Genomic DNA, 25,846 nt, shown 5'->3' with positions numbered 1-25,846 from the left:
TTTTCGATCGGGAACACGCAACAAGAGCAGGAGTTGAAGCAGATGCGATTAGATGACATTCGCAATCTGTTCGGGGCGGCTTGCAATGTTCGATTTGGTACAGAATCGAAATCGTATTTGGTAAGATCATGGGCCGGGAACAATGGCGGTGGGCCGCCGGCATGATAGGTTGAAGAGGCGAGGGTGGCGCGTGAATGTCCTGGTAACCGGAGGCGCGGGGTATATCGGCAGCCTGACATGTGTGTCATTGATCGAAAGTGGCTATACGCCGGTCATTCTCGACAATCTGTCGAACAGCAAACTTGCGGCGGTTGAAGCCATCGGGAGCCTCACAGGCAAGACGCCAGAATGCCATGTCGGCGACATCGGCGATATCGCGCTGATGGTCGAACTGCTGCGCAGCCGCAAGATCGAGGCGGTGATTCATTTCGCCGGCAAGAAGGCCGTGGCCGAGTCGGTCTCCAAGCCCTTGGATTATTATCGCAACAATGTCACGGGAACGCTGAACCTGCTGGCCGCCATGCAGGAAGCCGGGGTGCGCGACTTCATCTTCAGTTCCTCTGCCACCGTCTATGGCGAGCCCAAGCAGATGCCGGTGACAGAGAATAGCCCGCGTTCGGCGGTGAGCCCCTATGGCCGCACCAAGCTGATGATCGAGCATATCCTGGAAGATCTGGCGCGGGCCGAGTCTGACTGGTCGTTGACGATCCTGCGCTATTTCAACCCGGTCGGCGCCCATCCGAGCGGCAGGATCGGCGAGGATTCGCAGGGCGTGCCAAACAATCTCATGCCCTATCTGGCGCAGGTCGCCGTGGGGCGCCGCGACTACCTGCCGATCTTCGGCGGCGACTATCCCACGCCGGACGGCACGGCCGTGCGGGACTATGTCCACGTCCTCGATGTGGCGGAAGGCCATGTGGCGGCGCTACGCACCCACAAGGGGCAGGTCGGGGTGCATACCTATAATCTCGGCACCGGCCAGGGCCGCAGCGTGCTCGAGCTCTTCACCGCCTTCAGCCACGCCTGTGGCAGGAACCTGCCGTCCCGGCTGGTCGAACGGCGCCCCGGCGATATCGCCGCCATTTGGGCCGAGATCAGCAAGGCTGAACGCCAGCTCAACTGGCGGGCTCGACGTTCCCTCGATGAGATGTGCCAGGACACCTGGCGCTGGCAGTCGGCCAATCCGGACGGCTATCGGGTATAGAGAACGTTTGAGGCGCGGTCATTTTCGGCGAGCGTGTCTTCAGACCCCGCGCCTTCCGGGACAGGTGCCGTCAAATGCCGGGTCTGAAGACCCGCCCCCCCCCCCGATGCCCTGCCTCCGTCACAAGACAGCAAGTTCACCGCCCGGGTCCGATCGCCAGATCGGGCCCGTTTCGTTTTTTTGCCGCCGTCGGTATCGCTGCTGGCCTTCGGTGTGCAAGCTGCTGCGGCCACGATAGGGGCGAGATCACATGGGTGGTAGAATGTCCCGGTGGGTTTCGCCACGCAAGCTCATGGAGACACTCATGAAAAGGTTGACTTCGACCGCGGCGGCCTGCTGCCTCCTGGTCGCTTGGGCAGGCGGGGTAGCCGAGGCGGCGCCGGTGAAGATGGCCGTGTCCTTCACCTGGTGCGGCACCGCCACGCCCGCCACGAAGGTCACCGGCATCCCGGCCGGCACGGCGATCCTGCGTTTCCGGCTTCGGGACCACCAGGCGCCGAGCTATCCGCATGGCGGGGGCGAGTATCCCGCCGATGGCCGCAGCGTTTCCATTCCCTGCGGCGGCCTGAAGGCCAGCAATTTCGACGGGCCGCATCCACCCCCGCCACAGGTCCACGATTACGAGTGGACCGTCTCGGCGTTGAACGCGAAGGGCACGCCAATAGCCACGGCGTCGGCGGTCAGGAAGTTTCCGCAATAGGCAAAGGGCCTGTCGACAGGGATACACGCGGCCGGGAGGCTATGTGAGTTTTTCTCACATGAGAGGCCATCCGTTCGGGCACGAGGCGAGCACTCCGGCCAAGACCGCCATTGCATTTCCCGGCCTTCTCGGGCAACAGGGCCTTCGCTGGACGGGGCCGGATCTGTTGTACGAAAGGGCAGTCATGCCTGCCGACAAGAACAAGCCGCCCGAGTCGAACGACCGCGCCACCATCGCCGCCCTGATCTTCGTGGTCCTGCTCGTCGGCGCCTGCATCTGGGTGTTCACCGAGCTCAAGGAGAAGAATGACGAGCTCACCTGCGTATCCTCGGGCCGGACCAATTGCGCTCCGATAAGCCAATGAAAAAGCGCCGTCCGGCGGAACGGCGCTTTCGATTTCGTGGTGCCGGGCTTAACGGCGCAGCATTCGTCCAAGGGCGATCAGGATGCAGGCGCCGACGAAGCCTACGATCAGATAGTTGATCCATCCGCCTCCGATGCCGATATGCAGCAGATTGAGAAGAAAGTTTGCCAGGGCAGCGCCGGCGACGCCCAGGATAATATTCATGATGAGGCCCATATTGCTCTTCATGAACATCTCGGCGAGCCATCCTGCGATGCCGCCTAAAATGATCGCAGCGATCCAGCCAACTTGTGGATTGTCCATATGTTGCTCCCATGCGGGGTCACGGATTTGAGGCGTCGGTCGGTGCCTTGACGCCCGGCGCGGGCATCCTATCTGCATCCGCTTCACAGTCCAGCCCTGCGGCGTTCGCGCGATATCGACCGAAGGTCGATATCGCTGAAAAGACCGGAGAATCGTCTCGGGCCGAAGCCTGGCTTCAGTAGACCGGTCTTGTACAATACGGTGCAGGCCAAACGCTGATGTACGAAACGCTTGCCGGCATGAATGGAAGATCTTCAGTTGCGTGTGCTCGCCTCCCATGTGCCGTGGACTACGCCGTGCTGTTTCTCCAGATGCGTGACAACCGCGTCGATTTCACTTGGCTTCACCGCGGTGCTGACGAGAACTGCCACGACTTCAACCTGGTCGTCGCCATGCTCGATGATTTCAACATCGCTTACCGGGTACTTGGCGGCCTCCAGATGATCAACAAGCAGGTCACGAACTCTTGGCAAGGATAGAGGATCGGTAACAAGGCGTACCTCATAGGTAGCCTCCGAAGCCTCCTCATTGAAGGGAATTCGGTTGATTGCGTTGACGATGGGGCGCAGCAACGTGTTGCCAGCGATGATGAAAACCGTCAGTAACGCTCCTTCCGCCAGCATATCGGCTCCGGCACAACTCCCTACCGCCGCCGAACACCATAGCGTGGCCGCAGTGTTGAGCCCTCGTACGTTCATGCCCTCTTTCATGATAACGCCGGCACCAAGGAAACCAATTCCGGAAACCACGTAGGCCATAACGCGCACTGCTCCGTCCGTTCCGGCAATGCGCATGGCCAAATCGACGAAAGCCGCGGCGCCGACGGCGACAAGGACGTTTGTTCGCAATCCCGCAGTGCGCTGACGATACTGGCGCTCGGCACCGATCAGGGCGCCGAGAATGAATGCCTCGGTCAAACTGAGGACCGTGTCGAGGAAAGGGAGCAGTTGGAATGTTTCAGCAGCGCGCATGTTATCATCAGGACTGAAATTCATGCTTGATGTCAATGAAGCAGGCCCATGAACCGTGGATGCCCAACCAGTTCTTCCGCAGCGGGAGTGAGATAACTGAAGGAATGCTCGACTCGCAGCCTCTGTCGCCGGCACTCTTTCTCCAGAGAACTAAATAGATTCAGTATCTTAGATTGATAGGCAGTGGGCCGATCCACGGTTGATACAATCTGTAGGGAACCGCGCGGGTTGCAAATTGGTTGCTAGCGCACCACCCTTCGGGGATAATCCAGCCGATTGCGATGTGTTCCAAGGACGGCGATAAGACCTGTCCGAAATCAAAGGGGGTGTCCCGTGAATATGGACCTGGCACGGCAAGAACAGCAGGCGTCCGCTGAACCCTCGACCGCACGCACCTATTATCGCTGGGCCCGCTTTTACGATCTCATCTTCGACTGGCCCTTCTATCCCGGTCGCCTTGCTGCGGCGAGAGCTGTGGCCAAGGCGCTTCCCGCCAGGGGCCGGGTGCTGGTCGCCGGCGTCGGGACGGGGCTGGAGCTTGGCCTGCTGCCGCGCAGCGGCGGGGTCATTGGCGTCGATCTTGCCCGGCCCATGCTCGATCTCGCCCGCGCGCGGGTCGCGCACAAAGGGCTCGACCATGTCAAGGCGCTGCGCCTGATGGACGCCGGCGCGCTCGAATTCGAGGATGCGAGCTTCGATGTGGTGCTGGCGCCCTATCTCCTCAGCGTCGCCACCGAGCCGGATCGCGTGCTGGACGACATGTGGCGGGTGACGCGGCCGGGCGGGGAGATGGTTATCCTCGGTCATTTCTCGGCCGAGAGGGGGTTGCGCTCCGAAGTGGAGAAACGCCTGGCGGGCGCCGGGGCCTGGCTCGGCTGGCGGCCCTATTTCCCCTATGCCGTGATCGGCGACTGGCTGAAGGAGCACCCCGATGCCGAGATCGTCGAAGAGCGTCAGGTTGCCCCCTTCCGTCTCTTTACACTGCTGCGCATCCACAAAGGCGGCGGCTCAACGCGGCGGTGACGCATCGCGCGGGGCGGGTGCATCATTCGGCCCCGGCGGCTTGCCGCCGAAGCGCCGCTTCACGCCTTCGCGCATCGACTGGAACAGCACGTAGAGCATCGGGATCAGGAAGATGCCGATGAGGCTGGCCGCGATCATGCCGCCGAACACCGGGGTGCCGACGTCGCGGCGGCTGATCATGGCGGCGCCGGAGGCAACGACGAGCGGCAGGAGGCCGAGCACGAAGGCGATCGAGGTCATCATCACCGCGCGAAATCGCATGCGAGCGCCGAGAATGGCGGCGTCGCGGATCGGCAGGCCCTCCTCGCGCCGCTCCTTGGCGAATTCGACGATCAGGATGCCGTTCTTCGCCGCCAGCGCGATCAGCACCACGAGGCCGATCTGGGCGTAGATGTCGAGCGACAGCGGCGCCGGGATGGCGCCGAGCATGATCAGCAGCAGCGGGATGTAGTGGATGGCGGCGAAAGCGCCCAGCACGCCGATCGACACCGAGAGCAGCACGGGAATCGGAATGGTCCAGCTCTCATAGAGCGCCACCAGGAAGAGGAAGGCGAACAGCACGGCGAGGCCGAGCACCACGCCGGTCTGCCCCTGCGCTTCATGTTCCTGATAGGCGGTGCCGGTCCATTCGAAACCATAGCCGGGGGGCAGCGTCTTTGCGGAAACTTCGGTCATCACCTGCTGCGCTGTGCCCGAGGCGATACCGGGCGCCGGCGAGCCGTTCACGGTGATCGACCGATAGTTGTTGTAGCGGCTGATGGTCTGCGGTCCCAGCTGGGTTGAGATCGAGGCGATCGAGCGTAGCGGCACCATCTCACCGGCCCGATTGCGGATATAGATTTTCCAGATCGAGTCGATGTCGCTGCGGTCCGTGGCTTCGGCCTGCAGGTTCACCTGCCAGGTTCGGCCATAGAGGTTGAAGTCGTTGATGTAGGCGCCGCCGAGCGTGGCCTGCAGGGCGTTGAACACATCCGCCATGTTGAGGCCAAGCGCTTGCGCCTTGTCACGATCGATATTGAGATAGATCGAGGGGTTGGTGGCGGTGAACGTGGAGAATACGCGCGACAGGCGCGGATCCTGATTGGCGGCGGCGATCAGGCCGTTCATCACGCTGCCCATGGCAGCCGGGCTGGCACCCTCGAGATTCTCGAGCTGGTATTCGAAGCCGCCCGAGGTGGAGAGGCCGATGATCGGCGGCACGTTGAAGGCGAACACCGAGGAAGTGTTGATCGCCTGAGCCTGGCCGATCACCTTGCCGATCAGGGCTTGTGCGGAATCCGCCGCGGTTCTTCGATCGGCGAAAGGCTTTAGGCGCGCCACCATGAAGGCGGCATTCGGCTGCGCGCCGCCATCGAGAATCGAGAAGCCGACGATGGCGAGCGTATCCTGGATCTGCGGCATCTGCTTGAGGATGGCCTCGACTTTCTCGACCTCCACTCTCGTGCGGTTGACCGAAGCACCATCGGGGAGCTGGACCACCACGAAGAAAGCGCCCTGATCCTCTTCCGGCACGAAGCCGGTCGGCGTCACGTTCGGCTGCGCCGCGTAATAGATGACGCCTCCGAAGACCGCGACGGCGATCAGGCTGAAGATGGGAATGCGCACCAGCCGCCGCACGATGGCGGCATAGCCGTCGCGCATCCGGTCGATGCCGCCGAGCACGCGGCCCATGATCGGGCCCTTGCGCGAATGGCGCAGGAACACCGCGCACAAGGCCGGCGAGAGCGTCAGCGCGTTGAAGGCCGAAATCACCATGGCCGAAGTCATCACCACGGCGAACTGGCGGAAGAGCTGGCCCGTGAGGCCGGGAATGAAGGCGACCGGCACGAACACCGAGAGCAGCACCAGCGAGATGGCGATCACCGGCGCGGTGATCTGCGTCATCGCTTTCTTGGTGGCGTCGGCCGGGCTGAGATCGGGCTCCTCCTCCATCACGCGCTCGACGTTCTCAACCACCACGATGGCGTCGTCGACCACCACGCCGATGGCGAGCACCATGGCGAGCAGCGACACGGTGTTGGCCGAATAGCCGAGCGCCAGCATGATGCCGAAGGCGCCGATCAGCGACACCGGCACGGCAACGGCCGGGATGATGGTAGCTCTCAGGCTGCCGAGGAAGAGATAGACGACGATGACGACGAGCACGAAGGCTTCGCCCAAAGTACGGATGACTTCGCTGATTGTGTCGGAGACGAACTCCGACGTGTCGTAGACGACACGTGCCTTCAGACCTTCAGGAAAGCGCGTCTGCATGTCCGCGAGCGCGGTGGTGACGCGCTGCGCGGTCTGCACGGCGTTCGCGCCCGGCGACAGATAGATGGCGATGGCGACTGCCGGCTTGCCGTTGAGGCGCGAGGTGGTGTCGAGGCTCTGTGCGCCCATTTCGATGCGCGCCACGTCCTTCACGCGCAGCACGGAGCCATCTGGGTTGGCCCGGACGATGATGTTGCCGAACTGCTCCGGCGTCTCCAGGCGGCCGAGTGTCTGCAGGTTGAGCTGGAGCTGCTGGTCGGCGGCCGCCGGCTGCGCGCCGATGCGCCCGACCGGGGCCTGGACGTTCTGCGCCTCGATGGCATTGGCGATGTCGGACGCCTGCAGGCCGAGATTGGTGAGGCGCTGCGTGTCGAACCAGATGCGCATCGAATAGTTCTGGCGGCTGAAGAGGCTCGCCTGCCCGACACCGGGGATGCGCGACAGGCGGTCGAGCACGTTGATCGTGGCGTAGTTGGTGATGAAGAGCGGGTCCTGCTTGCCACTCTCCGAATAGAGGAACAGGAACTGCAGAATGGCCGAGGAGCGCTTCTGAACCGTTACGCCCTGTTGCTGCACGGATTGTGGCAGCTTGGAGAGGGCGGCCTGCACGCGGTTGTTGACGTTGACGGTGTCGATATCAGCGTCGGTGCCGAGATTGAAGGAGACCGTGAGGCTGTAGCTGCCGTCATTGCCGCTGGTCGACTTCATGTAGATCATCTTGTCGACGCCGACGACCTGCGCTTCCAGCGGTTGCGCCACGGAGGATTCCACGACGGCGGCCGAAGCGCCCGGATAGGTCGTCGAGACCTGGACCTGTGGAGGCACCAGGTTGGGAAACTGCTCGACGGCGATGCGCGTCATGGCCAGCGCGCCAGCAAGGGTGATCACGATGGCAATGACGATCGCCAGGCGAGGCCGGTCGATGAAGATTGCTGAAAACATGGCTTACTGCCCGGCCGCGTTGGTCGCCGCCGGCGCATCGGGGGCAGGGGAGGGCGTAACCTTGGCTCCCGGCCTGATGCGCTGGATGCCGTCGACCACCACCTTGTCCCCCTCGTTCAGCCCGGCCGAAACCGTGGCGAGGGCGGGTGTGGTCTGCCCAAGCGTGATGCGCTTCTGGGAAACGGTGTTGTCGTCGCCGACGACATAAACGTAGCTGCCCTGTTGGTCGCTCAGCACGGCCGCGCGCGGGATGGCGAGTGCCAGTATCGGCTCGGCGCCCTCCAGCAGCACGGTGACGAATTCGCCGTCCACGAGCGGGCGACGGTTGAGATCCCCTGGCTTGGTGTCGGGATTGACGGGGTTGGGAATCTGGCCCCGCAGATTGACGGTATCGGTGCCCGACGCCACCGAGGGATCCACGAAATCTAGCTTGCCTTCGGGGCCGTAGAGCTTGCCGTCCGGCAGGCGCACTCTGATGCGCACCGAGTTGAAGCCGCCCTTGCCGGCATAATAGGAGCCGAGGTCAAGGAATTGGGGCGAGGGCACGGGGAAGGTGACATACATCGGATCCTGGCTGACGATGGTCGTCAGCGTGCCCGAGGTCGGCGTGACCACATTGCCCACGGTAACGGCAGTGCGGCCGATCTTGCCGTCGATCGGCGAGGTGATGGTGGTGTAGTCGAGATTGATCTGGGAGGTCTTGAGCTGCGCCTGGGCGCCGAGGATCTGGGCTTCATAGGCCTGCTGCTGGGCCAGCGCGCTATCGACCGAGGACTGCTGGCCGGCGGGCGTCGCCAACAATTGCTGGGCGCGCTGCGTGGTCAGCTTGGCATTGCGCAACAGCGCCTCGTACTGGGTGATCGTGGCTTGATTGGCTTCGACCAACGCCTCGAAAGGCGGGCGTTCCAGCCGGTAGAGGACATCACCCTTCTTGACCTCGGAACCCTCGATGAACGGTGTTTCCTCGAGCTGAGCCGTGACGCGGGCGACGATGTTGACGCGGTTCACCGCTTCGATGCGGCCAATGAATTGTTGCGTCTGGGTGATCGGCGTCTTCTTGGCGACGATGTAGCCGATGGCCGGCGGCGGGCCATTGGGCATCTGAGCCGAGGCCGGTGTGACCGAGAGAGGCAGGGTCGTCGAAGCGAGCAGGACAGCGAACGCCAGGGCCCGTAGGGACAGGGGGGGAGCGACGGATGCGTTGTTGATAACTAAACGCCATACAATCGGTAGATCCATCGCCAATCCTGCCATGTGGATGCCAGCCGCTGCGGATCTCATCTGGGCGTCAGGAACGACGCCGCACCACAATACGGACTGGTACCAAAAGTCGAAAACACAAATCAAATAAGTAGCCGAGCTTCCAATCTAGGAAGCCCGCCCGCATCGGGTCAATGGCCGGGGAGATGAAAGGTCAATTGTTTCGGCTAAGTCACGGACAATGAGACATTTTCGCAACAAGCGCGCCAGGGTTGTAGAGCGTCTTTAGAGCTGCGAAATCGGTAGTTGCGATGGCTCCGGTCGCCCTTCTCGCGACTCGAAGATGCATTCGCCCGCAAGCATCGGCGCGCGCTTGGCCTGGCGAAGCTTTCCATGGGTTGTCTGCCGACTCTGCCCCGCACGAGGACGGTCAGCGACCCAGCAAATTCAGCTGAACGGATTGCGGATGCTTCTGCCTGCATACGATAGGGTGTCCGAGGCTCGCGCCTTGATCGGCAGATATCTGACTCTCTACAATACTCGCAGGCTCAGTCGAGCCTTGACCGGAAGACGCCCGATCAGGCCTACTTCAACCAGCCAATGCCTATCCCGGCAATGGCATAGTGCGAGCTGAAAATACGCGCATCCGGTAGCTTCTAGCTGTCCGAACAAATCCGCGCCGGCCTGTACTCAGTACGTTCGGAAGCGGGGCGGCCCGACCCACGCGCTCGATCATGTCCAAGCAGGAAATTTGCTTATGGAGGAACATGCGGTGACCGATCACGAGCAGGCTCTCAAGGAAATTGACGCCATCCGCAAACTGCTGTCTTCCAAGCCGCGCCCGGTCGGATGGCTAGAACGCCGTGAGCGGCTCGACGAGGTCGGAGCGGTCTGGCCGGTTGCCGCTGACATCGAATGCGAAAGTGTCGATTGCGACGGCGTCCGCGGTGAATGGTCGATCGCGCCGGGCAGCGAAACGGACAGGGTGCTGCTGTACTTCCATGGCGGCGGCTACTGCTCGGGCTCGATCAAGAGCCATCGCCGCCTGGTAACGGAGGCGGGTCGCGCGGCGGGCATGCGCACGCTCGCTATCGACTATCGACGTGCACCCGAGCATCCCTTTCCCGCCCAGCATGAGGACGCGATTACGGCCTGGCGTTTCCTGCGACAGCGCGGCATTGCCCCCGAGCGCATCGTGCTCGGCGGCGATAGTGCCGGCGGCAATCTCGCGCTCTCTCTCATCAATCGCCTTCGCGCTGTGGGCGAACCCTTGCCGGGCTGTGCGTGGCTGATCTCGCCATGGACTGATCTGACCATGTCCGGCCCCACGCTTTCCACCAAGGACGCCGTCGATCCCATCATCCACAAGACCTATCTCGAAGAACTCGCGGATGCCTATGTGCCCGCGAGGATTGAGCGCCGCGAGCCCTTGATCTCGCCGCTGTTCGCCGAATTAAAGGGCTTTCCGCCGCTCCTGATCCAAGTTGGCTCGGCCGAAACGTTGCTGTCGGATGCCACGCGCCTTGCCGAGGCAGCCGGCGCTGCCGATGTCGATGTTCGGCTCGAGATCTGGCCGCACATGATCCATGCCTGGCCCGTGTGGAACGCGGCTCTGGAGGACGGGCGCCGTGCACTTTCAGCCGCGGGGGCATTCATGCGCAGTGTTCTGCGCTAGGGTCGAAACTCATTCAAGCTATTGAAAGAATTTTTCCAATGTGATTCAAAGCTTTGAATGAAGCTTGGAGCTTGGATCATGGCGAATGAGTTCTGGTTCAGTGACGATCAATGGGCGAGGATTGAGCCACTCTTGCCGAAGCATCGATCCGGCGCGCATCGGGTCGATGATCGCCGGGTCATCAGCGGCATTGTCCACGTCCTCAAAAGTGGGTGCCGCTGGCAAGATTGCCCAGCTCGGTACGGTCCGGCGACCACCGTCTATAATCGCTTTCGACGTTGGACGATGCAGGGAATTTGGCGTCGCCTGTTCCTCGCCTTGATCGAGGTTACTCCTGGCGAGGCGCAGATGATCGACTCCACAACCGCCAAGGCCCATCGTTCCGCCGCTGGCGGAAAAGGGGGGACCAAATTCAAGCGATCGGGCGCTCACGCGCTGGCCGCACGACCAAAATCCATGCCGTTGTAGACGGTTGGGGACGACCAATAGCCTTCGAAGTGACCCCCGGCCAATTGGGCGATGTCAGAGTAGCCCTGCCTTTGCTCGCTTCTTTGCCGCCAGCCGCCTTGTGTGCGGCAGACACTGCCTATGACAGCGATGGCCTCCGCCAATTCTTGCTGGAGCGCGGAACTCGGCCGGTCATACCCAACAATCCAACCCGCAAGCGACCTCATCCCTTCTATCCACCCCTCTACAGAGAGAGAAATCTTATCGAACGTATGTTCTGCAGGCTCAAGGACTGGCGGCGCATCGCAACACGCTATGACAAACTCGCTATCGTCTTCGCTGCAGGCGTATACCTCGCTGCTGCCGTCACCTGGTGGCTCTGATTGAGTCTCGACCCTAGAGCAAAATGCATTCGGACAGGAGCGGATCGTCAGATTAACTCGTTGGCACCAAATGCATTTTGCGGTTCTTGGTGGTTCGATCTGAAGGCAAAACACGCTAGGCCGCAGGTCCGGACAGTCCATCGGCTCCAGTCAATCTCGTAGGGAGTGGCCGGCCTAGCCGCTGACACACGCTGGTACAACGCGTCTTCTTTCAGGTGGAGGCCCGCAGAATGGGTTGCCTCGCGTGGTCTGGCTTATGATGTGGCTGATTGCCCGCTTTCCTGCGATCGAGAGGGGAATGACGTTCCCGTCTTTATCAACGCTTCCGGCACGACGCTTGCGCGCCTCTCCTGCGCTCTGAACACGAGCTTGCCGATTCACCGATTCCTTGACGATCCACAAGCGTCAGCCTCTTTCACCTCCGCTGCTTTCTCACCGCAATGCGCACACGCTCTCGTTCCCACGCCCTTTCCGGCTGGGTTGATAAGGAGACCGGGCGATGGCGGCTGCGGGGCAGCCGTGAAAGCAGGATTCATGGAAGATGCAGGCCGCACTGTCGGTGCAGGCCGCCATCGCCTTGTTCCGGCTTACCCGGCACACTGACAAGGCGTGCAAGGCCACCTGTTTTTTCCGCCTTCTAAGGGCGGAGGCGAGCCGGGAGCGGATGGCACGGACCATCCGAACCCGGCCCAGCCGGCCCGGCAAAGGGGCTGAGCGACGTCCATCCTGGCCGGACGGTGGCATCAGCCGTCTTCACCGCATCGGCGGGACATGGGGACGAAGGCGTTGCCGGGTTCAAGCCCTTCACGCTCCGTCCAGGGATCCAGGGCACTTCCATGGGGTGCCGATCCCGTCTGTCCCGCTCGTCACCCCTGGAGGCCGGCTTCGAAAGAAGCAGGACCGCCGCATGCGCCTATCGCCTCGACAGGCTGTCGGGGTGGATGGAGGGGTTCGGGGCCGGGTTGTACCTGCGCCGGCCATTGACGCCTCATTCCGTTACGGAATAGAGCATGGGAACGAACACAAGTCAAGATCCGTTCTGTTTCTATCCCCCCCGCCGCAGGAGGCGGATGCCAGGCAGGGTGTTGTCGATTGATCCGATTGCCGACGAGCGGTTTGACCAGGTAACCAGGGGATCGTTCAAGACTGAGCGCTTCAAGCGTCGCGCCTCTCCTGCACTCTCAAGACCGGCTTGCCGATTCTCTGATTTTGGCGGCCCCCTAGTTCTGCGCCCTGCACGACGAACCAAGCGTCTTGATATTTTCTTTTAGAAAGATATTATATTTCTGCTCTTTGGAAAATAGGAGGGCCGCATGAGCCTTTCGCTGGACGGCAGCGACCGCTTGCAAAGAGATTACAGCTTGAACGGCGCCAGCACGCGCTCTGCCGTAGAGACCGGCCTGGCCTCGGCAGAGTGGTACCATACCGAGATACCGCGAAAAGTCATGAAGGAGCTGATGCAGCGCTCCGATTCGCCGGCGATCCGGGACACGGTCCTGTGGCTGGGTGCAATGGCGATCAGCGGCGCGGTCGGGATCGCATTGTGGGGCTCGTGGTGGGCCGTACCCTTCTTTCTCGTATACGGGGTCTTATACGGGTCGGGATCGGACGCCCGATGGCATGAGTGTGGTCACGGTACGGCGTTCAAGACACACTGGATGAATGATGCTGTCTACCAAATTGCCAGTTTCATGGAGATGCGTAACCCGGTTATCTGGCGGTGGAGCCATACCCGTCATCACACCGATACGTATATCGTCGGACGCGATGCAGAGATCGCCGTCATGCGTCCACCGGATCTCGCCCGTCTCCTCTTGAATTTCGTGGGTTTGGTCGATCTTTGGGATCTCGGTCGAGCCATAATCCGCAACGCCTTCGGCGTGCTTTCCGAAGACGAGAAGGCGTTTACTCCTGAGGCGGAGCGGCCAAAAGCCGTGCTTGTAGCCCGCGTACACCTTGCAATCTATATCTTTGCTGTCACCGCCGCCGTCCTATACCGTACATGGCTTCCGCTTGTTTTGATCGGTGGACCTCGCATCTACGGAATCTGGCATATTACGTTGGTCGGGCTTCTGCAGCATGGTGGTCTTGCCGACAACGTCACGGATCACCGGCTCAATACCCGCACGGTTTATATCAATCCGGTCAGTCGTTTCATATATTGGAATATGAACTATCACGTTGAGCATCACATGTTTCCAATGGTCCCCTACCATGCGCTGCCCAAACTGCATGATTTGATCAAGCACGACCTCCCTCCTGCCAACCCGTCTATCCTGGCCGGTTATCGCGAGATGGTTCCTGCCCTCCTGCGACAGCTGCGGAACGAAAACTATTTCATTACGCGCAAGCTGCCGCCAACGGCCAAGCCCTATAGGGTGGATTTTCACACGGAAGCGTCCCTGCCGCGTGCTGCCGAATAGGGGCTTGTGAAATTTGGGCTGGCCCGTCCGAGGCATTAACCGACTACAGTGAAGCGAGTATGGCCAATCAAACGCTAGCGAAATACGTCAACGAATTGAGCATTCTTACGATGCTTCGAAATCGGGGCGTCGCGAGTCGCGCCGATATTGCGCGGCGGTTATCCCTTACGCCGGCCACGATTACACGCCTGATAAATCGTCTCGTCGAGCGGGGACTGGTAAAGGAGTCGGAAGCCGCGCAAACGAGAGGGCCCAAGGAACTTGGGAGACCAAGCGTCGGCCTCGCCATCAACTCGGAGGGCGCCTATTTTCTGGGTGTTGAAATTGCTGTCGACGCCGTTCGTTTCGCGCTGATCGATCTGGCAGCCATGACCGTGACGTCGAGCGAGATGGCGATCGCATCCGCTCATACGCCTCAGTCGGCAGTGAAGGTCATTGCCACCTATTTCAAGGATCTTTTGCGCGACGATCGTTACAAGAAAAAAATTCTGGGTGTTGGCGTCACTCTTCCGGCTCTTGTCGCCCGGGATGGAATAGTCATAAACTTTCCCGCTGCTGGCTGGAACAACGTACAATTTGCACAACTTCTTCATAAGACGATCAAGACGCCATGTTATATTGAGAATGACGCGCACGCTGCCGCTTTTGGAGAAGTTTATACGCAATCGGCGATTTCGAGTATCTGCACGCTTTATCTGTGGCTTGGCACAGGCGTAGGCGGCGCTGCCATCATCAACAATCGTCTTTTCAGGGGCGCTCACGGGACGGCGGGTTTGCTCGGGCATGTGAAGGTGAAGACCAATGGCGAGCGCTGCTCATGCGGCAACAATGGCTGCCTGGAAAGCTGCACCAACCTGAGGGCATTGGCGCGCAGCTATTATGGCCCCGACAAAATTCCGGATGGCGATCTGGGCGGTCTGCCGGGCCACGTTGCCACTCGAGCCGCTGCGGGAGAACCGGCCGCGCTGGAAGCTGCCGCGGAGATGGAGCGCTGTCTTGCGATCGGCCTTACTTCGATCGTCAGCGCATTCAATCCATCCGTCGTCATTCTCGGTGGTCCAATGCTCCCCATTTTTCGGCACCGCGCGGAAGCTTTGCAGGCGGCGATAGCCTCAGGCGTACTTTTCGGTGTCACCGCGCCTGAGATTCGGATGTCTCAGCTCGGAAGATTCGACTGTGCGATAGGGGCGGCGACAATTGCGCATCACAATTCTTTCGACTTGTCCCGGGTAACACTGCTTGAGCCGGAGCTTCATCCCTAGTCGTGAAGCTCCCGTAACGGCCTGGTGTGGTACCTGCCATTGGCTCCGCCCTATATTGACCCAACCTACTTTCTATATTAAAGTAATTAAAGAGAAGAAGACTTGAGAATAGCGTGCCATAGTGCCTCGTTGATTATAACTTAATAATGCTATAAATGTCATTTTTAAATAATGTTTTGCCTTTTGGAAAATATACTAGGTGCAATATAGAAATATTGTTATAGTATATATGTGTTAATATTCTTTATTGGAGTCATTTTTCTATTCGAAGTCGCGTTTAGTTGTACATAAGAAATGCCGGATCGAGACAGGGAGGGTACTTCAACGGATGTCGGCGGTATCGCTGCGGGAGATTTACAAGGTTTATGGTAGCCATGTCGGTGTCCGCGGCATAAGCCTCGACATTCCGGATCAATCGTTTGTGGTCCTGGTCGGCCCAAGCGGCTGCGGAAAAACCACGACGCTTCGGATGATAGCTGGCCTCGAGACGATTTCGCATGGCGAATTGATGATCGGTGGGCGGCTGGCCAACGATCTGCCCTCGCGCGAGAGGCGAACGGCGATGGTGTTCCAATCCTATGCTCTCTACCCTCATATGACCGTTCGCAAGAACCTCGGCTTTTCGCTGAGGCTCGCCGGCCTGAAGCGGCAGGAAATCTCACAAAAAGTCGAAGAGGTCGCCCGTATTCTCGGCCTGGAAATGCTCCTCGACCGTAAACCGGCAAACCTGTCGGGTGGCCAGCGCCAACGCGTGGCAATGGGGCGTGCGATGGTTCGCGAGCCTGAAGTGTTTCTTTTCGACGAGCCGCTCAGCAATCTCGACGCCAAGCTTCGCAGCCAAATGCGCCTGGAGATCAAGCGCTTGCAGCGGCGCCTCAAGGTCACGACGATTTATGTGACGCATGACCAGGTCGAGGCCATGACGCTGGCGGATATCATTGTCGTCATGAGGGATGGGCTGATTGCACAGATCGGCAGCCCGCTTGAGGTTTTTGAACGTCCCGCGAACCGTTTCGTAGCCGGCTTCATCGGCTCCCCGCCGATGAACTTCATCGACGGTGTCATCGAGAAGAAATCCGGCGCATCCTATTTTCGGTCGGGGACGCTCGAGGTGCCACTCTCGCCGGAGCGCTTCACGGATCTGGAGGCCGGGAAGTCGGTCTGCCTGGGCATACGTCCCGAGGATATCGTACCGGATGGGCATGGCCTGCCGCCCACAAATGCGCTGGAAGTGCGAGCGCCCGTAAGCCTGACGGAAATGCTGGGGAACGAAACGCTGCTGTTCATCACCATCGCAGGCAAGGAGGCCGTCGCCCGCATGCAGCAACCGCGCGAGGTGTCGCCCGACGAGACATTGACCTTCCGCATCAATATCGGCCGCGTCCACCTTTTCGACGCGGCAAGCGGCGCTGCGCTATCGACGTCAGCGGTACAGGTAACCTGAAGGCAAACAAAAACTTAACGGGAGGAAGCAGACATGAAGAGTAGCTTATACTGGACCCTGCTGGTTGCGGCGGCTGCCACGGTAACGGGTGTTGGCGCTGCCTGTGCGGGAGATGTAATCCTCAATCACGACAAAAACTTCTGGTCACCCCAGCTTCAGGCCGTAGGCGATCTTTGCGGCACGAAGACAGGCGTCAAGATTGTCCAGCAAGCCTATTCGCCGCCCGACCAGTACAAGGCCTTCATTCAATCGTCCATCGCGTCCGGAAGCACGCCGGATATGTTTACATGGTGGAGCGGCGCCACATTTCGAGACGATCTCGTTGCAACCGGCCAGATCGCCCAGTTGGACGATGTTTGGGCTGACATGCTCAAGAGCGGCGATTTCAAGGAAGAGTCCGGCGCGCCCTTCAAGATCGAAGGCCACTATTATGCAGTGCCCCTGCACTTCAATCGCTGGGTGATGTTCTACAACCCTGAGCTCTTTCAGAAGGCCGGTATTACGGCCGCCCCCAAGACATGGGACGAGCTCATGGGTGATGCCGACAAGCTGAAGAAAGCAGGCATCACGCCCTTCGTGACCACCACCCAGGATGGCTGGCGCGGCTTCATATGGTTCGAAGAGCTCATGATCCGGACGAATCCGAAGGCCTATCTCGGTCTGTTCGACGGCACGACCCATTATGATGGCCCGGAGGTCCGGAAGGTCTTCCAGATCTGGGGCGACATGTTCGCAAAGGGCTATTTCACAGATCCCAGGTCGAACCAGGAAATTCAGGACTTCGCCGCGGGCAAGGGCGCGATGGACCTGATGGGCGAGTGGGCCATGGGCCTCATGAAGGATTCCGGCATGAAGATCGGCAAGGATCTCGACGGCTTCATTACGCCGGACGTGGATCCGGCGGCCGGACCTGGCCTGATTTTCGAGGCCTCTCCTCTGGTCGTCTCCGTGGCCGGCAAAGGGAAGCCGGATGTCATGACGGCGCTCAAGTGCTGGATATCCACGGATGCCGCAGCGAAGTGGGGTGAGGTTTCAGGAAACTTCATGGGCAACGTCAAGGCGACGCCACCCAACGCCGTGGTATCGAAGGTGAGCGACGCGATTGCCGCGGACAAGTCCACGCAACTCTACCCACGCTGGTGGGAAGCTGTGCCGGCCGAGCTCCAGGGCGAGTCGGTAGCTGCGCTCAATTCTTTCATGCTCAATCCAACCCCGGCGACAGCCGACAAGGTCATGAGCGATATCGAGGCTCTGCATAAGCAATATTGGGCCTCGCACAAGAAATAGCATCCGATCGATGTGAGGCGGGCCGTCCCCCAGCCCGCCTCCCAGCAGCTTGCACGGACACAACATGGCATCCGCGGACGACGATCGAGCCATTATCGAGAAGCTGGGCTACGAAAACCTGCAGCGCTCCGAACGCGCCGTGCGCAGGCGTAACTTCCGGATCGCCTTGTTTTTCATGGCACCTGCGGTGTTGCTCACCAGCATCGTCCTGCTCTTGCCCATAGCTTTCAATATTTACTTGAGTTTCACGCGCTGGGAGAGGTTCAAGGGCCTCGATCAGTTTGGCGGCCTCGACAATTACCAGCTTCTGCTCAACCATCCTCAGTTCGAAACGGCTTTTACCTCGACGGTCGTTTGGGTTACCGCCTCGCTCATCATTCCTGTCGGCCTCGGTCTCCTGCTTGCGCTCATGTTGCGTGGCATTCCGATGGAGGGCACGTTCAAGAACATCATCTTCTTGCCGAGAGTGCTGGCGCCCACCTCGATCGGTGTCATCTGGTTCTACGTTTATGCGCCGCACGGCGTGCTCAACTCCGCGCTCAGTCTGGTAAGCGGCCATCCCGTCGACACCGGCTGGCTCTACACGGACGAGACGACGATGCCCTCGATCATTGCCACCTATGTCTGGCAGAATGTCGGGCTCGTGATGGTGCTGCTCCTGCTCGGCCTGGCAGCGATTCCGACAGATCCCATTGAAGCGGCAAGAATGGACGGAGCCAGCAATCGGCAGGTGCTTCAGTACATCGTGCTTCCGCTTCTGACGCCTACGCTGCTCGTCGTTTCGATGCTCTCCATCCTGGCCGGATTTGGAGCCTTTGACCTCCTGTGGGTCATGGGCATCAGCTATCCAGGCCAGAGAACACTGTCGCTGTCTGTCTATATGTATTTCGTCGGCTTCAATAAGGGATCATGGGCCTATGCGGCGGCGATCGCCGTGTTTCTTGGAGCGATATCGATCGCCGTCACATGGGTGCAGGCGCTGCTTCAGGCGCGTGCGGAGAGATTACGCGGTTGATCATGGCTGATGCGATCGAGAACACTCCATTCGAAGAGGCACTCATCCGCAAGCCTCCTGTCCGCAGGACCGGATTTGGCCGTCGCGCGGTTTTCGTGTTCGCTTTCATATGCGCGCTCGCCTGGTTGGCGCCGTTCTATTACCTCGCAATATCGATCTTCAAGACCACCGAAGAGTATGCTCATAACAATCCTCTAAGCCTGCCTGAGGGCCTGACCCCCATCTTGAGCAATCTTGAGCAGGCCTGGACCCAAGCGAACATGGCAAGTGCATTTTCCAACAGTGCGCTTTACGGTGTTGTCGGGGCCGGACTGGCTGTTTTCTTTGCCGCGATGGCTGCCTTTGCGCTTGCCAGGCTTAACTTCGGCGGCAAGAACTTCTGGTTCATGCTGATTTTCCTGGGCACTATATTTCCCTTTCAGATGTATCTCATTCCGTTGTTTTTCGGATATCAGCATGCCGGCATCCTCAATACGCGTTGGGGTATGTTGCTGCTCTACACCGCGATATGCGTGCCTTTCCCGACACTGGTTCTGAGGAGCCATATGTCTCAGATCTCGCGGGAGGTCGATGAGGCAGCACGCATGGATGGCGCGCAGGAATTCCGGATCTTTTGGTCCATCATCCTGCCAAACTGTTCGGGCTCGCTGGTTGCATTGTTCCTTCTCCAATTTACGTGGATCTGGAATGACCTGCTGTTTTCGATGGTTTTGGGAAACCGGCCGGAGATTCGTTCGATCATGAATGCGCTGCAGGTCTTCCAGGGCAATTACGCTGCGACGGGCCCCAATGTGGCCCTGGCGGCGAGTCTCCTCGCCAGCATCCCTCCTCTTGCTGCTTTCGCACTCCTGAGGCGACATTTCATGGAAGGCCTCAAGGTATAGCCTTGACAGCCTTGTCATCCGCCCGCCGCGCCCGCTCGATGGACCGGAAGGCAAGATCGCGGCTATGCATTTGCGGCCGCAATGCGGGTCTGGCCAGTCATTGCCGCAACCATTACTTTGCAGGCACCGATTTCGATTGACTGCACGCGTCATCGAAGGTCACCTGTCACTTGGACGACATCACGTAGTCATATGCTTTGAACAATTGAGCCGGCTCAAGGGGTGTCCAATGGCAGACGTTACTTCTCGCCCAATGCATCCGCTCGACAGACCGAGCGGGCTGGGCAATGCGCCCAATATCGTGGTCGTCCTGATTGTGCTCGGCGGGCTCGGCTATGTCTGCTACGCCCTTGCCGCCGATCTCACCGGCGCCGTGGCTGTGCCGTGGATCCTGCTCGGCATCGCCCTGCTGATCGCCCTCGGCTTCGAGTTCGTCAACGGCTTTCACGATACGGCCAATGCTGTGGCCACCGTGATCTATACGCGTTCCCTTCCCGCCGAGATCGCCGTGATCTGGTCGGGCTTCTTCAACTTCCTCGGTGTGCTTACGTCCAGCGGCGCGGTCGCTTTCGGCATCATCTCGCTGTTGCCAGTCGAACTCATCATGCAGGTCGGCTCGGGAGCCGGCATGGCGATGGTGTTCTCGCTGCTGATCGCCGCCATCCTGTGGAACCTCGGCACCTGGTATTTCGGCCTGCCGGCTTCGAGCTCGCACACCATGGTCGGCTCGATCATCGGTGTCGGCCTCGCCAACCAGTTCCTGGCCCCCGCCGGTTCGGCCACCAGCGGCGTCGACTGGTCGCAGGCCTACAATATCGGCATGTCGCTGCTGGTCTCGCCGATCTTCGGCTTCTTCCTGGCCGGCGGCCTGCTGCTGCTGATGAAGTTCGTCGTCCGCAACAAGGCGCTCTACCAGGAACCCAAGACGGATGCGCCGCCTCCTTTATGGATCCGCGGCCTCCTGGTCCTGACCTGCACGCTGGTCAGCTTCTTCCACGGTTCGAATGACGGCCAGAAGGGCATGGGCCTGATCATGCTGATCCTGATCGGCGTGGTGCCAACCGCCTTTGCCCTCAATCGCACGCCGGACGCCAACTATCTGCAGACCTACAAGGCGGCGTCGGCCTCGGCCGGCGATGCGCTGGGCAACTACATCAAGCCTGGTGTTACGGTTGCGCCCGGCGATGCCAAGGCGAAGGTGGCCCAGGCTGTCCGCACCCGTGTCTGGACCGACGAGACCACTCCTGCACTGAAGCTGCTGATCGAGCAGACCAACGGCGAAATCTCGCCCTATGGCTCGGTTGCCGACGTGCCGCCGAACCTCGTGACCAACACCCGCAATGACATGTACCTGATCAGCGAGGCCCTCAAGCTGATCGACAGCAAGAAGCTGCTGCCAGTGTCGGACGCCGACCTCAAGACGATCAAGGCCTATCACGCCGCCGCCGACCACACGACCAAGTTCATCCCGACCTGGGTGAAGGTCGCTGTCGCGCTGGCGCTCGGCCTTGGCACCATGGTGGGCTGGAGGCGCATCGTCATCACCGTCGGCGAGAAGATCGGCAAGACGCATCTGACCTATGGCCAGGGTGCCGCGGCCGAGATCGTTGCCGCCGCCACCATCGGCGCGGCCGACTATATGGGCCTGCCCGTATCGACGACCCATGTGCTTTCCTCGGGCGTCGCCGGCACCATGGCGGCCAACGGTTCGGGGCTGCAGATGTCGACGGTGCGCAATTTGGCGCTGGCCTGGGTCCTCACCCTGCCGATCGCAATGGCGCTGTCCTTTGGGCTCTTCGTGCTGATGCGCCAGTTCATCTAGATCGTTGGACAAGGCACGATTCGTAAAACAGTCGAGGCGGAACGCGTCAAGGGTTCCGCCTCAAGATAGATCGGCATTGTGAAACGGCGGTTGCGGTGAAATCACGCCAAATACCCGGAGATGCCGTCCCATAGCAGTTTCAACGCTGTCACAACCAGCAACCCATAGCATGCGCGATAGATTTGGCGCTGATCCAATATTCCGTGAAGACGCCATCCCAGCCACACGCCGGTTGGAATTGCAGGCAGGCACAGTGCCATCAGGGTCCAGACGTCGGTGCCAGGTTTTACCAGCAACAGCCACGGCACAGCCTTGATCGCATTGCCGACGGTGAAGAACAGGCTGGTCGTTCCCGCGTAGACTTCTTTGGTAAGACCGAGCGGCAGCAGATACATCGCCAGCGGCGGCCCGCCCGCATGCGCCACCATGGTGGTGACTCCGGAGGCGAAGCCGGCGGCCATCGCCTGCGGCGTCGATCGCTGCCGGCTCGTTACCTTCCCGCCTCCAACGAACCACAGACCGACAAAGATCAGCGTGACCGACGCCATGACGATTGCAATGGCGCGATGATCGAGAAAACGAAAAGCCAGAAAGCCCAGGCCGATGCCGGTCACGAGGCCTGGCAACAGCAAGACCAGGTCCGGCCTGGACCAGGTCGAGGGCTTCCAATACCGCAAGGCGAACAAGTCCATCGCGATGAACATAGGGGCAAGGAGGCCACCGGCGACGACCGGATCCATGACGATCGACAGAAGCGGTATGCCGACGATGGAAAATCCACCTCCGAATGCCCCTTTCATGAAGCAAATCAGGAACACGCCGGCGAAGGCAACCAGCACGGTGACGATTGTCAGTTCCATGTCGCTGCCTCCTGCTTCGCAGTGGCGCCGATTCTTGTTGATGCGCGAGCGTGGAGCCCGAGGTGGCTCAAATGGTTCTGTCGGTTAGCCTCGAGCACCTGGCGCCGGCAACGTCATGCCAACATGACACCCGCTTCAATTCCATCGCGCGTCATTTTGGAATAGGGGCAGATCTGGTGCGCGCGCTCGATGAGCGACTGCGCGATCTCGCGGCCGACACCAGGCAGGCTCACCTTTAACCGGGCGGTGAGGAAAAAGCCGTCATCGCCGCGATTGAGATCGACCTCGGCATCGACGGCCGTTTCGGGGGGCAAAGTGACGCCGGCCTCGTTCGCAGCCAGGCCCAGTGCTCCCTCGAAGCAAGCGGACCAGCCGGCGGCGAAGAGCTGTTCCGGGTTGGTACCAGGCCGCTTGGAGCCGGGGCTTCCCAGTTGAATGTTCAACTGATCGTCCGAACTGCGTGCCGCGCCATCCCGGCCACCGGTCGTGTGGACATGGGCTGTGTAGAGAGTTCTGGTAGTCATCGGTCAATTCCCGCTTTGTGTTTACAACTGGCGAGACATGTAGGACTAACCCAGCGTGGTGTCGAATTAAGCTCCATTAGAAATTCTGAAGTATTCTGAAGCGGGGTACCGTCGCCAACGCCAGCCCGATGGACGCGTGGCATCAGGACTTTCGGTTCAGTGCGAACGGAGATCCGGGCCTGATGATCAACGAGCCTCTTGAGACCGCCAGTGTGGTACACATCATTCAGATCGCGCTGACGCCGGTCTTCCTCCTCTCGGGCATCGCGGCCCTGCTGGGCGTGTTCGCCAATCGTCTGGCACGGGTGGCCGATCGGCTTCATATCGTTACGGGCGCGCTCGAGACGGGCGGGAACTCCGCCAAGCTAACGGCGCAACTCACCTATTTGCGCCGGCGCCTGCGAATCCTCGAAGTCGCCGTCAGCATGGGGGCGATGGCCGGGGCCATGACCTGCGCAGCAACCCTAACCCTCTTCATCGGCACGCTGCGGGAGGCGGGATCGGGAGGCGTGCTCTACACGCTGTTCGGTCTCGCCGTCATATGCATCTTTGTCGCGCTCATGGCCTTCATGGCGGAGGTCCTGGTAACGACGATTGGCCTTCGCGCAAGGGCGGAAAAAGCCGAGAGACAGGCGGACGAAAGGGCTGAGGCAGAGCTGTCGCCATAGCGTCTTGCGGTTTGACGGCGTCGGCAAATATCGAAAAATGCTTTTGATACCAGTTGGTTAATTTCGAAATCCGCTCCTGCCTGGGCGCATTTTGCTCAAGGAACAAGGCGCAATTGGAGGAACAATGAACGATTTCGCCGGCAAGGCCGTTGTTGTCACCGGCGGCAGCCTCGGCATGGGCCTGGCCTGTGCCACCCGCTTTGCCAATGGTGGCGCCAAGGTGCTGATCGTTGCCGATGACACGGCCTCCACCGAGGCGGCCGTCAAGGACCTCGGCGCCAATGTCGAAGGCTTCGTCGGCGATGTACGCAAGGCTGCCGACATGCAGGCGGCGACGGCGAAGGCGGCTGCTGCTTTCGGCGGCGTCGACATCCTCGTCTGCTGCGCCGGCATCCAGCGCTACGGCACCGTGGTGGAAACGCCGGAAGAAGTCTGGGATGATGTGCTCGACATCAACCTCAAGGGCATCTTCCTCGCCTCCAAATATGCCGTGCCGGAGATCAGGAAGCGCGGTGGCGGCGCGATCGTCGCCATCTCCTCGGTGCAGTCCTATGCGTCGCAATCCTCAGTGGCCGCCTATACAGCCAGCAAGGGCGGTATCAACGCGCTCGTGCGTGCCATGTCGCTTGATCATGCCGCCGACAACATCACCGTGAACGTGGTCTGCCCCGCTTCGGTCGACACGCCGATGCTGCGAAGGGCGGCGGACCTCCATAAGGGCAATTCCACGGCGGAAGCGACGCTCGCGGCCTGGGGCGAGGGCCATCCGCTCGGCCGTGTCGGCCAGCCCTGGGAGATCGCCGAGATGGTCGCCTTCCTTGCCAGCGACAAGGCGCGCTTCATCACCGGCGCCGATTTCAAGGTCGATGGCGGCGTGATGGCCAAGCTCGGCATCGTCCTGCCGGAATAGGAGCGAGCGCTACCATGACCGGGACCGTGCGGCGTAAGGCTCATCCTGCTGACGGTCCCGGATCAGCGCTGCGTCGCCGTGCGGTCCGGCTTGTCCGGGATGACAACCCTACTTCACGATCGCCTCGCCGCCGGCCATCTTCGGATTTGGCGCTGCGGCATTGGCGCTGGGCAAAGCAGGAGAAGAGGCGACCAGTGGCGTTGCATCGGGCGACACGAATTTTGAGCTGACGAACTCCAGCGCATCCTCGATGGTACGGCGCCAGAGCGACCAGGTGTGGTCGCCGTCGGTAACGCGGAACTCGATCTTCACCTTGTCTGCCATCAGCGTCTCGTAGAGCGCCATCGAGCCACGCCAGAGATTGTGACTGTCATTGTCCCCGACGGTGAGGAAGATGGCGGGAAGCTGCGCGCCGGCCTGGACCTGTCTGGCGAGCAGGGTGAAGACATTCGCATCGTTGAAGCGACGAGCGTCGAAAGGCGTGCCGAAGGCACTGCCGAAATGGGCGCCTTCCGGCGGCAAGTCGATGCCGCCGATCACGGTCGCCTGGTCGATGCGGTTGAAATAGGCGCCGCTCGAGCCATCCCAGGGATCACGCGCCTGCGAGGTGGGAATGTTCTGCCAGATGGCGCCGGACAGGCTGGCGACGGCGACATAGCGATCGGGCCGCTTGAACGCGAATCGCAAGGCGCCGAAGCCACCCATCGAAATGCCGGCGATCGCCCGCGAACTACGCTGGCAATGCGGGGCGAAGCGCTTCTCGAAAGCGTTGGGCAGATCGCTCAGCAGCGCCGTCTCATAATTGCCGGGGCCCTTCACATCTGCGGAATCGACATACCAGCTATTCCCGGCCGACGGCATCACCACGAGCATCGGGTGGATGCGGCCCGATTTGATCATGCCGTCGAGCGTCAACTTGATATTGGCGAGGGCCGACCAGTCGCGGTTGTTGCCGTCGAGGCCGTGCAGGAGATAAAGCACCGGCCAGCCCTCGGGCGGGGCCGGAAGATCGGGCCGATAGACCGTTACCGTCAGGGAGCGGCCCAGGGTTTTGCTCGGAAAGGACATTTCCTCGAGCGTGCTCGCCGTTGCAGCCAGGCAAAGCACGGTCAATCCCAGCATCGCGCCCAGCAGCAGGCGCGGGAGAGCGCGGAAAAGCCGCGAAGAATTTGCAAAAGCGGGCCAGGGCATGCCGTATCCAGAGCTCGAGTTGTGCGGTGCGCGATCAGGCGAAATCATGCAGAATTTGGGCCACGAAACCTGAACGGCCTCCGGCTCGGCG

22 protein-coding genes and 1 pseudogene are annotated in these 25,846 nt (G+C 60.7%); 16 read left to right on the top strand and 7 right to left on the bottom strand.

Features of this window, described 5'->3' with window-relative positions; genetic code table 11:
* Window positions 1-190 precede the first annotated feature (190 nt).
* The 3 genes from galE to ACMDCR_RS25390 all read left to right on the top strand — a co-directional run bounded on the left by galE (window position 191) and on the right by ACMDCR_RS25390 (window position 2,268).
* Window positions 191-1,204, top strand: coding sequence for a UDP-glucose 4-epimerase GalE (galE, locus tag ACMDCR_RS25400; protein ID WP_413989284.1), 1,014 nt, complete (start codon window positions 191-193; stop codon window positions 1,202-1,204).
* A gap of 304 nt (window positions 1,205-1,508) precedes the next feature.
* Window positions 1,509-1,904, top strand: coding sequence for a hypothetical protein (locus ACMDCR_RS25395; protein ID WP_413989283.1), 396 nt, complete (start codon window positions 1,509-1,511; stop codon window positions 1,902-1,904).
* A gap of 184 nt (window positions 1,905-2,088) precedes the next feature.
* The gene (locus ACMDCR_RS25390; RefSeq protein ID WP_413989282.1) at window positions 2,089-2,268 is read left to right on the top strand and encodes a hypothetical protein; all 180 of its coding nucleotides are present in this window, start codon (window positions 2,089-2,091) and stop codon (window positions 2,266-2,268) included.
* A 48-nt stretch (window positions 2,269-2,316) separates the two neighbouring features.
* On the opposite strand, the gene ACMDCR_RS25385 is transcribed toward ACMDCR_RS25390, so the two are convergent.
* Together ACMDCR_RS25385 and ACMDCR_RS25380 are read right to left on the bottom strand one after the other, a co-directional pair.
* Window positions 2,317-2,571, bottom strand: a complete 255-nt coding sequence (locus tag ACMDCR_RS25385; protein WP_284313018.1) for a GlsB/YeaQ/YmgE family stress response membrane protein — start codon at window positions 2,569-2,571, stop codon at window positions 2,317-2,319.
* A gap of 254 nt (window positions 2,572-2,825) precedes the next feature.
* Window positions 2,826-3,542, bottom strand: coding sequence for an MgtC/SapB family protein (locus ACMDCR_RS25380; protein WP_413993719.1), 717 nt, complete (start codon window positions 3,540-3,542; stop codon window positions 2,826-2,828).
* A 339-nt stretch (window positions 3,543-3,881) separates the two neighbouring features.
* Here ACMDCR_RS25380 and ACMDCR_RS25375 point away from each other — a divergent pair, with 339 nt between their 5' ends.
* Window positions 3,882-4,565 carry a class I SAM-dependent methyltransferase gene (locus tag ACMDCR_RS25375; RefSeq protein ID WP_413993718.1) on the top strand — a complete coding sequence of 228 codons (684 nt, stop codon included), beginning with the start codon at window positions 3,882-3,884 and terminating at the stop codon, window positions 4,563-4,565.
* Here the strand turns inward: ACMDCR_RS25375 and ACMDCR_RS25370 are convergent.
* On the bottom strand, window positions 4,551-7,760 hold the full coding sequence (locus tag ACMDCR_RS25370) for an efflux RND transporter permease subunit (RefSeq protein WP_413989281.1): 3,210 nt from the start codon (window positions 7,758-7,760) through the stop codon (window positions 4,551-4,553). The genes ACMDCR_RS25375 and ACMDCR_RS25370 overlap by 15 nt on opposite strands.
* A gap of 3 nt (window positions 7,761-7,763) precedes the next feature.
* On the bottom strand, window positions 7,764-8,999 hold the full coding sequence (locus ACMDCR_RS25365) for an efflux RND transporter periplasmic adaptor subunit (RefSeq protein ID WP_413989280.1): 1,236 nt from the start codon (window positions 8,997-8,999) through the stop codon (window positions 7,764-7,766).
* 433 nt (window positions 9,000-9,432) lie between these two features.
* On the opposite strand from ACMDCR_RS25365, the pseudogene ACMDCR_RS25360 reads away from it, so the two are divergent.
* The 10 genes and pseudogenes from ACMDCR_RS25360 to ACMDCR_RS25315 all read left to right on the top strand — a co-directional run.
* A pseudogene (locus ACMDCR_RS25360) lies at window positions 9,433-9,584 on the top strand (IS3 family transposase); the annotation flags it as partial.
* 133 nt (window positions 9,585-9,717) lie between these two features.
* Window positions 9,718-10,635, top strand: a complete 918-nt coding sequence (locus ACMDCR_RS25355) for an alpha/beta hydrolase (protein ID WP_413989279.1) — start codon at window positions 9,718-9,720, stop codon at window positions 10,633-10,635.
* A 78-nt stretch (window positions 10,636-10,713) separates the two neighbouring features.
* A protein-coding gene (locus ACMDCR_RS25350) for an IS5 family transposase (RefSeq protein ID WP_413988602.1) occupies window positions 10,714-11,465 on the top strand; the annotation gives its coding sequence in 2 pieces (ribosomal slippage) (window positions 10,714-11,047 and window positions 11,047-11,465; 753 coding nt in all).
* Window positions 11,466-12,778: 1,313 nt separating this feature from the next.
* The gene (locus ACMDCR_RS25345; RefSeq protein WP_413989278.1) at window positions 12,779-13,888 is read left to right on the top strand and encodes a fatty acid desaturase family protein; all 1,110 of its coding nucleotides are present in this window, start codon (window positions 12,779-12,781) and stop codon (window positions 13,886-13,888) included.
* A 59-nt stretch (window positions 13,889-13,947) separates the two neighbouring features.
* Window positions 13,948-15,150 carry an ROK family protein gene (locus ACMDCR_RS25340; protein WP_413989277.1) on the top strand — a complete coding sequence of 401 codons (1,203 nt, stop codon included), beginning with the start codon at window positions 13,948-13,950 and terminating at the stop codon, window positions 15,148-15,150.
* A 328-nt stretch (window positions 15,151-15,478) separates the two neighbouring features.
* A complete protein-coding gene (locus tag ACMDCR_RS25335) occupies window positions 15,479-16,594 on the top strand; it encodes an ABC transporter ATP-binding protein (RefSeq protein WP_413989276.1) in 1,116 nt (371 codons plus the stop codon).
* Between the two features lie 33 nt (window positions 16,595-16,627).
* Window positions 16,628-17,881, top strand: coding sequence for an ABC transporter substrate-binding protein (locus ACMDCR_RS25330; RefSeq protein ID WP_413989275.1), 1,254 nt, complete (start codon window positions 16,628-16,630; stop codon window positions 17,879-17,881).
* Between the two features lie 64 nt (window positions 17,882-17,945).
* Complete coding sequence (locus ACMDCR_RS25325) at window positions 17,946-18,896, top strand: carbohydrate ABC transporter permease (protein ID WP_413989274.1); 951 nt, start codon at window positions 17,946-17,948, stop codon at window positions 18,894-18,896.
* Between the two features lie 2 nt (window positions 18,897-18,898).
* Window positions 18,899-19,780, top strand: a complete 882-nt coding sequence (locus ACMDCR_RS25320) for a carbohydrate ABC transporter permease (protein ID WP_413989273.1) — start codon at window positions 18,899-18,901, stop codon at window positions 19,778-19,780.
* Between the two features lie 229 nt (window positions 19,781-20,009).
* Window positions 20,010-21,602, top strand: coding sequence for an inorganic phosphate transporter (locus ACMDCR_RS25315; RefSeq protein WP_413989272.1), 1,593 nt, complete (start codon window positions 20,010-20,012; stop codon window positions 21,600-21,602).
* A 101-nt stretch (window positions 21,603-21,703) separates the two neighbouring features.
* Here ACMDCR_RS25315 and ACMDCR_RS25310 read toward each other — a convergent pair whose 3' ends face one another.
* Window positions 21,704-22,462 carry a sulfite exporter TauE/SafE family protein gene (locus ACMDCR_RS25310; protein WP_413989271.1) on the bottom strand — a complete coding sequence of 253 codons (759 nt, stop codon included), beginning with the start codon at window positions 22,460-22,462 and terminating at the stop codon, window positions 21,704-21,706.
* A gap of 113 nt (window positions 22,463-22,575) precedes the next feature.
* A complete protein-coding gene (locus tag ACMDCR_RS25305; protein ID WP_413989270.1) occupies window positions 22,576-22,986 on the bottom strand; it encodes an organic hydroperoxide resistance protein in 411 nt (136 codons plus the stop codon).
* A 182-nt stretch (window positions 22,987-23,168) separates the two neighbouring features.
* Here ACMDCR_RS25305 and ACMDCR_RS25300 point away from each other — a divergent pair, with 182 nt between their 5' ends.
* Together ACMDCR_RS25300 and ACMDCR_RS25295 are read left to right on the top strand one after the other, a co-directional pair.
* Complete coding sequence (locus ACMDCR_RS25300) at window positions 23,169-23,654, top strand: DUF2721 domain-containing protein (protein WP_413989269.1); 486 nt, start codon at window positions 23,169-23,171, stop codon at window positions 23,652-23,654.
* Between the two features lie 124 nt (window positions 23,655-23,778).
* The gene (locus ACMDCR_RS25295) at window positions 23,779-24,564 is read left to right on the top strand and encodes an SDR family NAD(P)-dependent oxidoreductase (RefSeq protein ID WP_413989268.1); all 786 of its coding nucleotides are present in this window, start codon (window positions 23,779-23,781) and stop codon (window positions 24,562-24,564) included.
* 108 nt (window positions 24,565-24,672) lie between these two features.
* Here ACMDCR_RS25295 and ACMDCR_RS25290 read toward each other — a convergent pair whose 3' ends face one another.
* Window positions 24,673-25,755, bottom strand: a complete 1,083-nt coding sequence (locus tag ACMDCR_RS25290; protein WP_413989267.1) for an alpha/beta hydrolase — start codon at window positions 25,753-25,755, stop codon at window positions 24,673-24,675.
* Window positions 25,756-25,846: the final 91 nt, after the last annotated feature.

The organism is Labrys okinawensis, from assembly GCF_047345005.1.
Lineage (GTDB): Bacteria > Pseudomonadota > Alphaproteobacteria > Rhizobiales > Labraceae > Labrys > Labrys okinawensis.
The sequence above is the reverse complement of the archived record's forward strand: the minus strand, read 5'-3'. Positions and strand labels throughout refer to the sequence as shown.

Bases quoted from the DNA above. Each gene is read 5' to 3' on its own strand.
- ACMDCR_RS25320 (WP_413989273.1), top strand. From the start codon at position 18,899: ATGGCTGATGCGATCGAGAACACTCCATTCGAAGAGGCACTCATCCGC.
- ACMDCR_RS25395 (WP_413989283.1), top strand. From the start codon at position 1,509: ATGAAAAGGTTGACTTCGACCGCGGCGGCCTGCTGCCTCCTGGTCGCT.
- ACMDCR_RS25390 (WP_413989282.1), top strand. From the start codon at position 2,089: ATGCCTGCCGACAAGAACAAGCCGCCCGAGTCGAACGACCGCGCCACC.
- ACMDCR_RS25305 (WP_413989270.1), bottom strand. From the start codon at position 22,986: ATGACTACCAGAACTCTCTACACAGCCCATGTCCACACGACCGGTGGC.
- ACMDCR_RS25335 (WP_413989276.1), top strand. From the start codon at position 15,479: ATGTCGGCGGTATCGCTGCGGGAGATTTACAAGGTTTATGGTAGCCAT.
- ACMDCR_RS25355 (WP_413989279.1), top strand. From the start codon at position 9,718: ATGGAGGAACATGCGGTGACCGATCACGAGCAGGCTCTCAAGGAAATT.
- ACMDCR_RS25365 (WP_413989280.1), bottom strand. From the start codon at position 8,999: ATGGATCTACCGATTGTATGGCGTTTAGTTATCAACAACGCATCCGTC.
- ACMDCR_RS25375 (WP_413993718.1), top strand. From the start codon at position 3,882: ATGGACCTGGCACGGCAAGAACAGCAGGCGTCCGCTGAACCCTCGACC.
- ACMDCR_RS25290 (WP_413989267.1), bottom strand. From the start codon at position 25,755: ATGCCCTGGCCCGCTTTTGCAAATTCTTCGCGGCTTTTCCGCGCTCTC.
- ACMDCR_RS25340 (WP_413989277.1), top strand. From the start codon at position 13,948: ATGGCCAATCAAACGCTAGCGAAATACGTCAACGAATTGAGCATTCTT.
- ACMDCR_RS25370 (WP_413989281.1), bottom strand. From the start codon at position 7,760: ATGTTTTCAGCAATCTTCATCGACCGGCCTCGCCTGGCGATCGTCATT.
- ACMDCR_RS25385 (WP_284313018.1), bottom strand. From the start codon at position 2,571: ATGGACAATCCACAAGTTGGCTGGATCGCTGCGATCATTTTAGGCGGC.
- ACMDCR_RS25295 (WP_413989268.1), top strand. From the start codon at position 23,779: ATGAACGATTTCGCCGGCAAGGCCGTTGTTGTCACCGGCGGCAGCCTC.
- ACMDCR_RS25330 (WP_413989275.1), top strand. From the start codon at position 16,628: ATGAAGAGTAGCTTATACTGGACCCTGCTGGTTGCGGCGGCTGCCACG.
- ACMDCR_RS25325 (WP_413989274.1), top strand. From the start codon at position 17,946: ATGGCATCCGCGGACGACGATCGAGCCATTATCGAGAAGCTGGGCTAC.
- ACMDCR_RS25345 (WP_413989278.1), top strand. From the start codon at position 12,779: ATGAGCCTTTCGCTGGACGGCAGCGACCGCTTGCAAAGAGATTACAGC.
- ACMDCR_RS25300 (WP_413989269.1), top strand. From the start codon at position 23,169: ATGATCAACGAGCCTCTTGAGACCGCCAGTGTGGTACACATCATTCAG.
- ACMDCR_RS25315 (WP_413989272.1), top strand. From the start codon at position 20,010: ATGGCAGACGTTACTTCTCGCCCAATGCATCCGCTCGACAGACCGAGC.
- ACMDCR_RS25310 (WP_413989271.1), bottom strand. From the start codon at position 22,462: ATGGAACTGACAATCGTCACCGTGCTGGTTGCCTTCGCCGGCGTGTTC.
- ACMDCR_RS25380 (WP_413993719.1), bottom strand. From the start codon at position 3,542: ATGCGCGCTGCTGAAACATTCCAACTGCTCCCTTTCCTCGACACGGTC.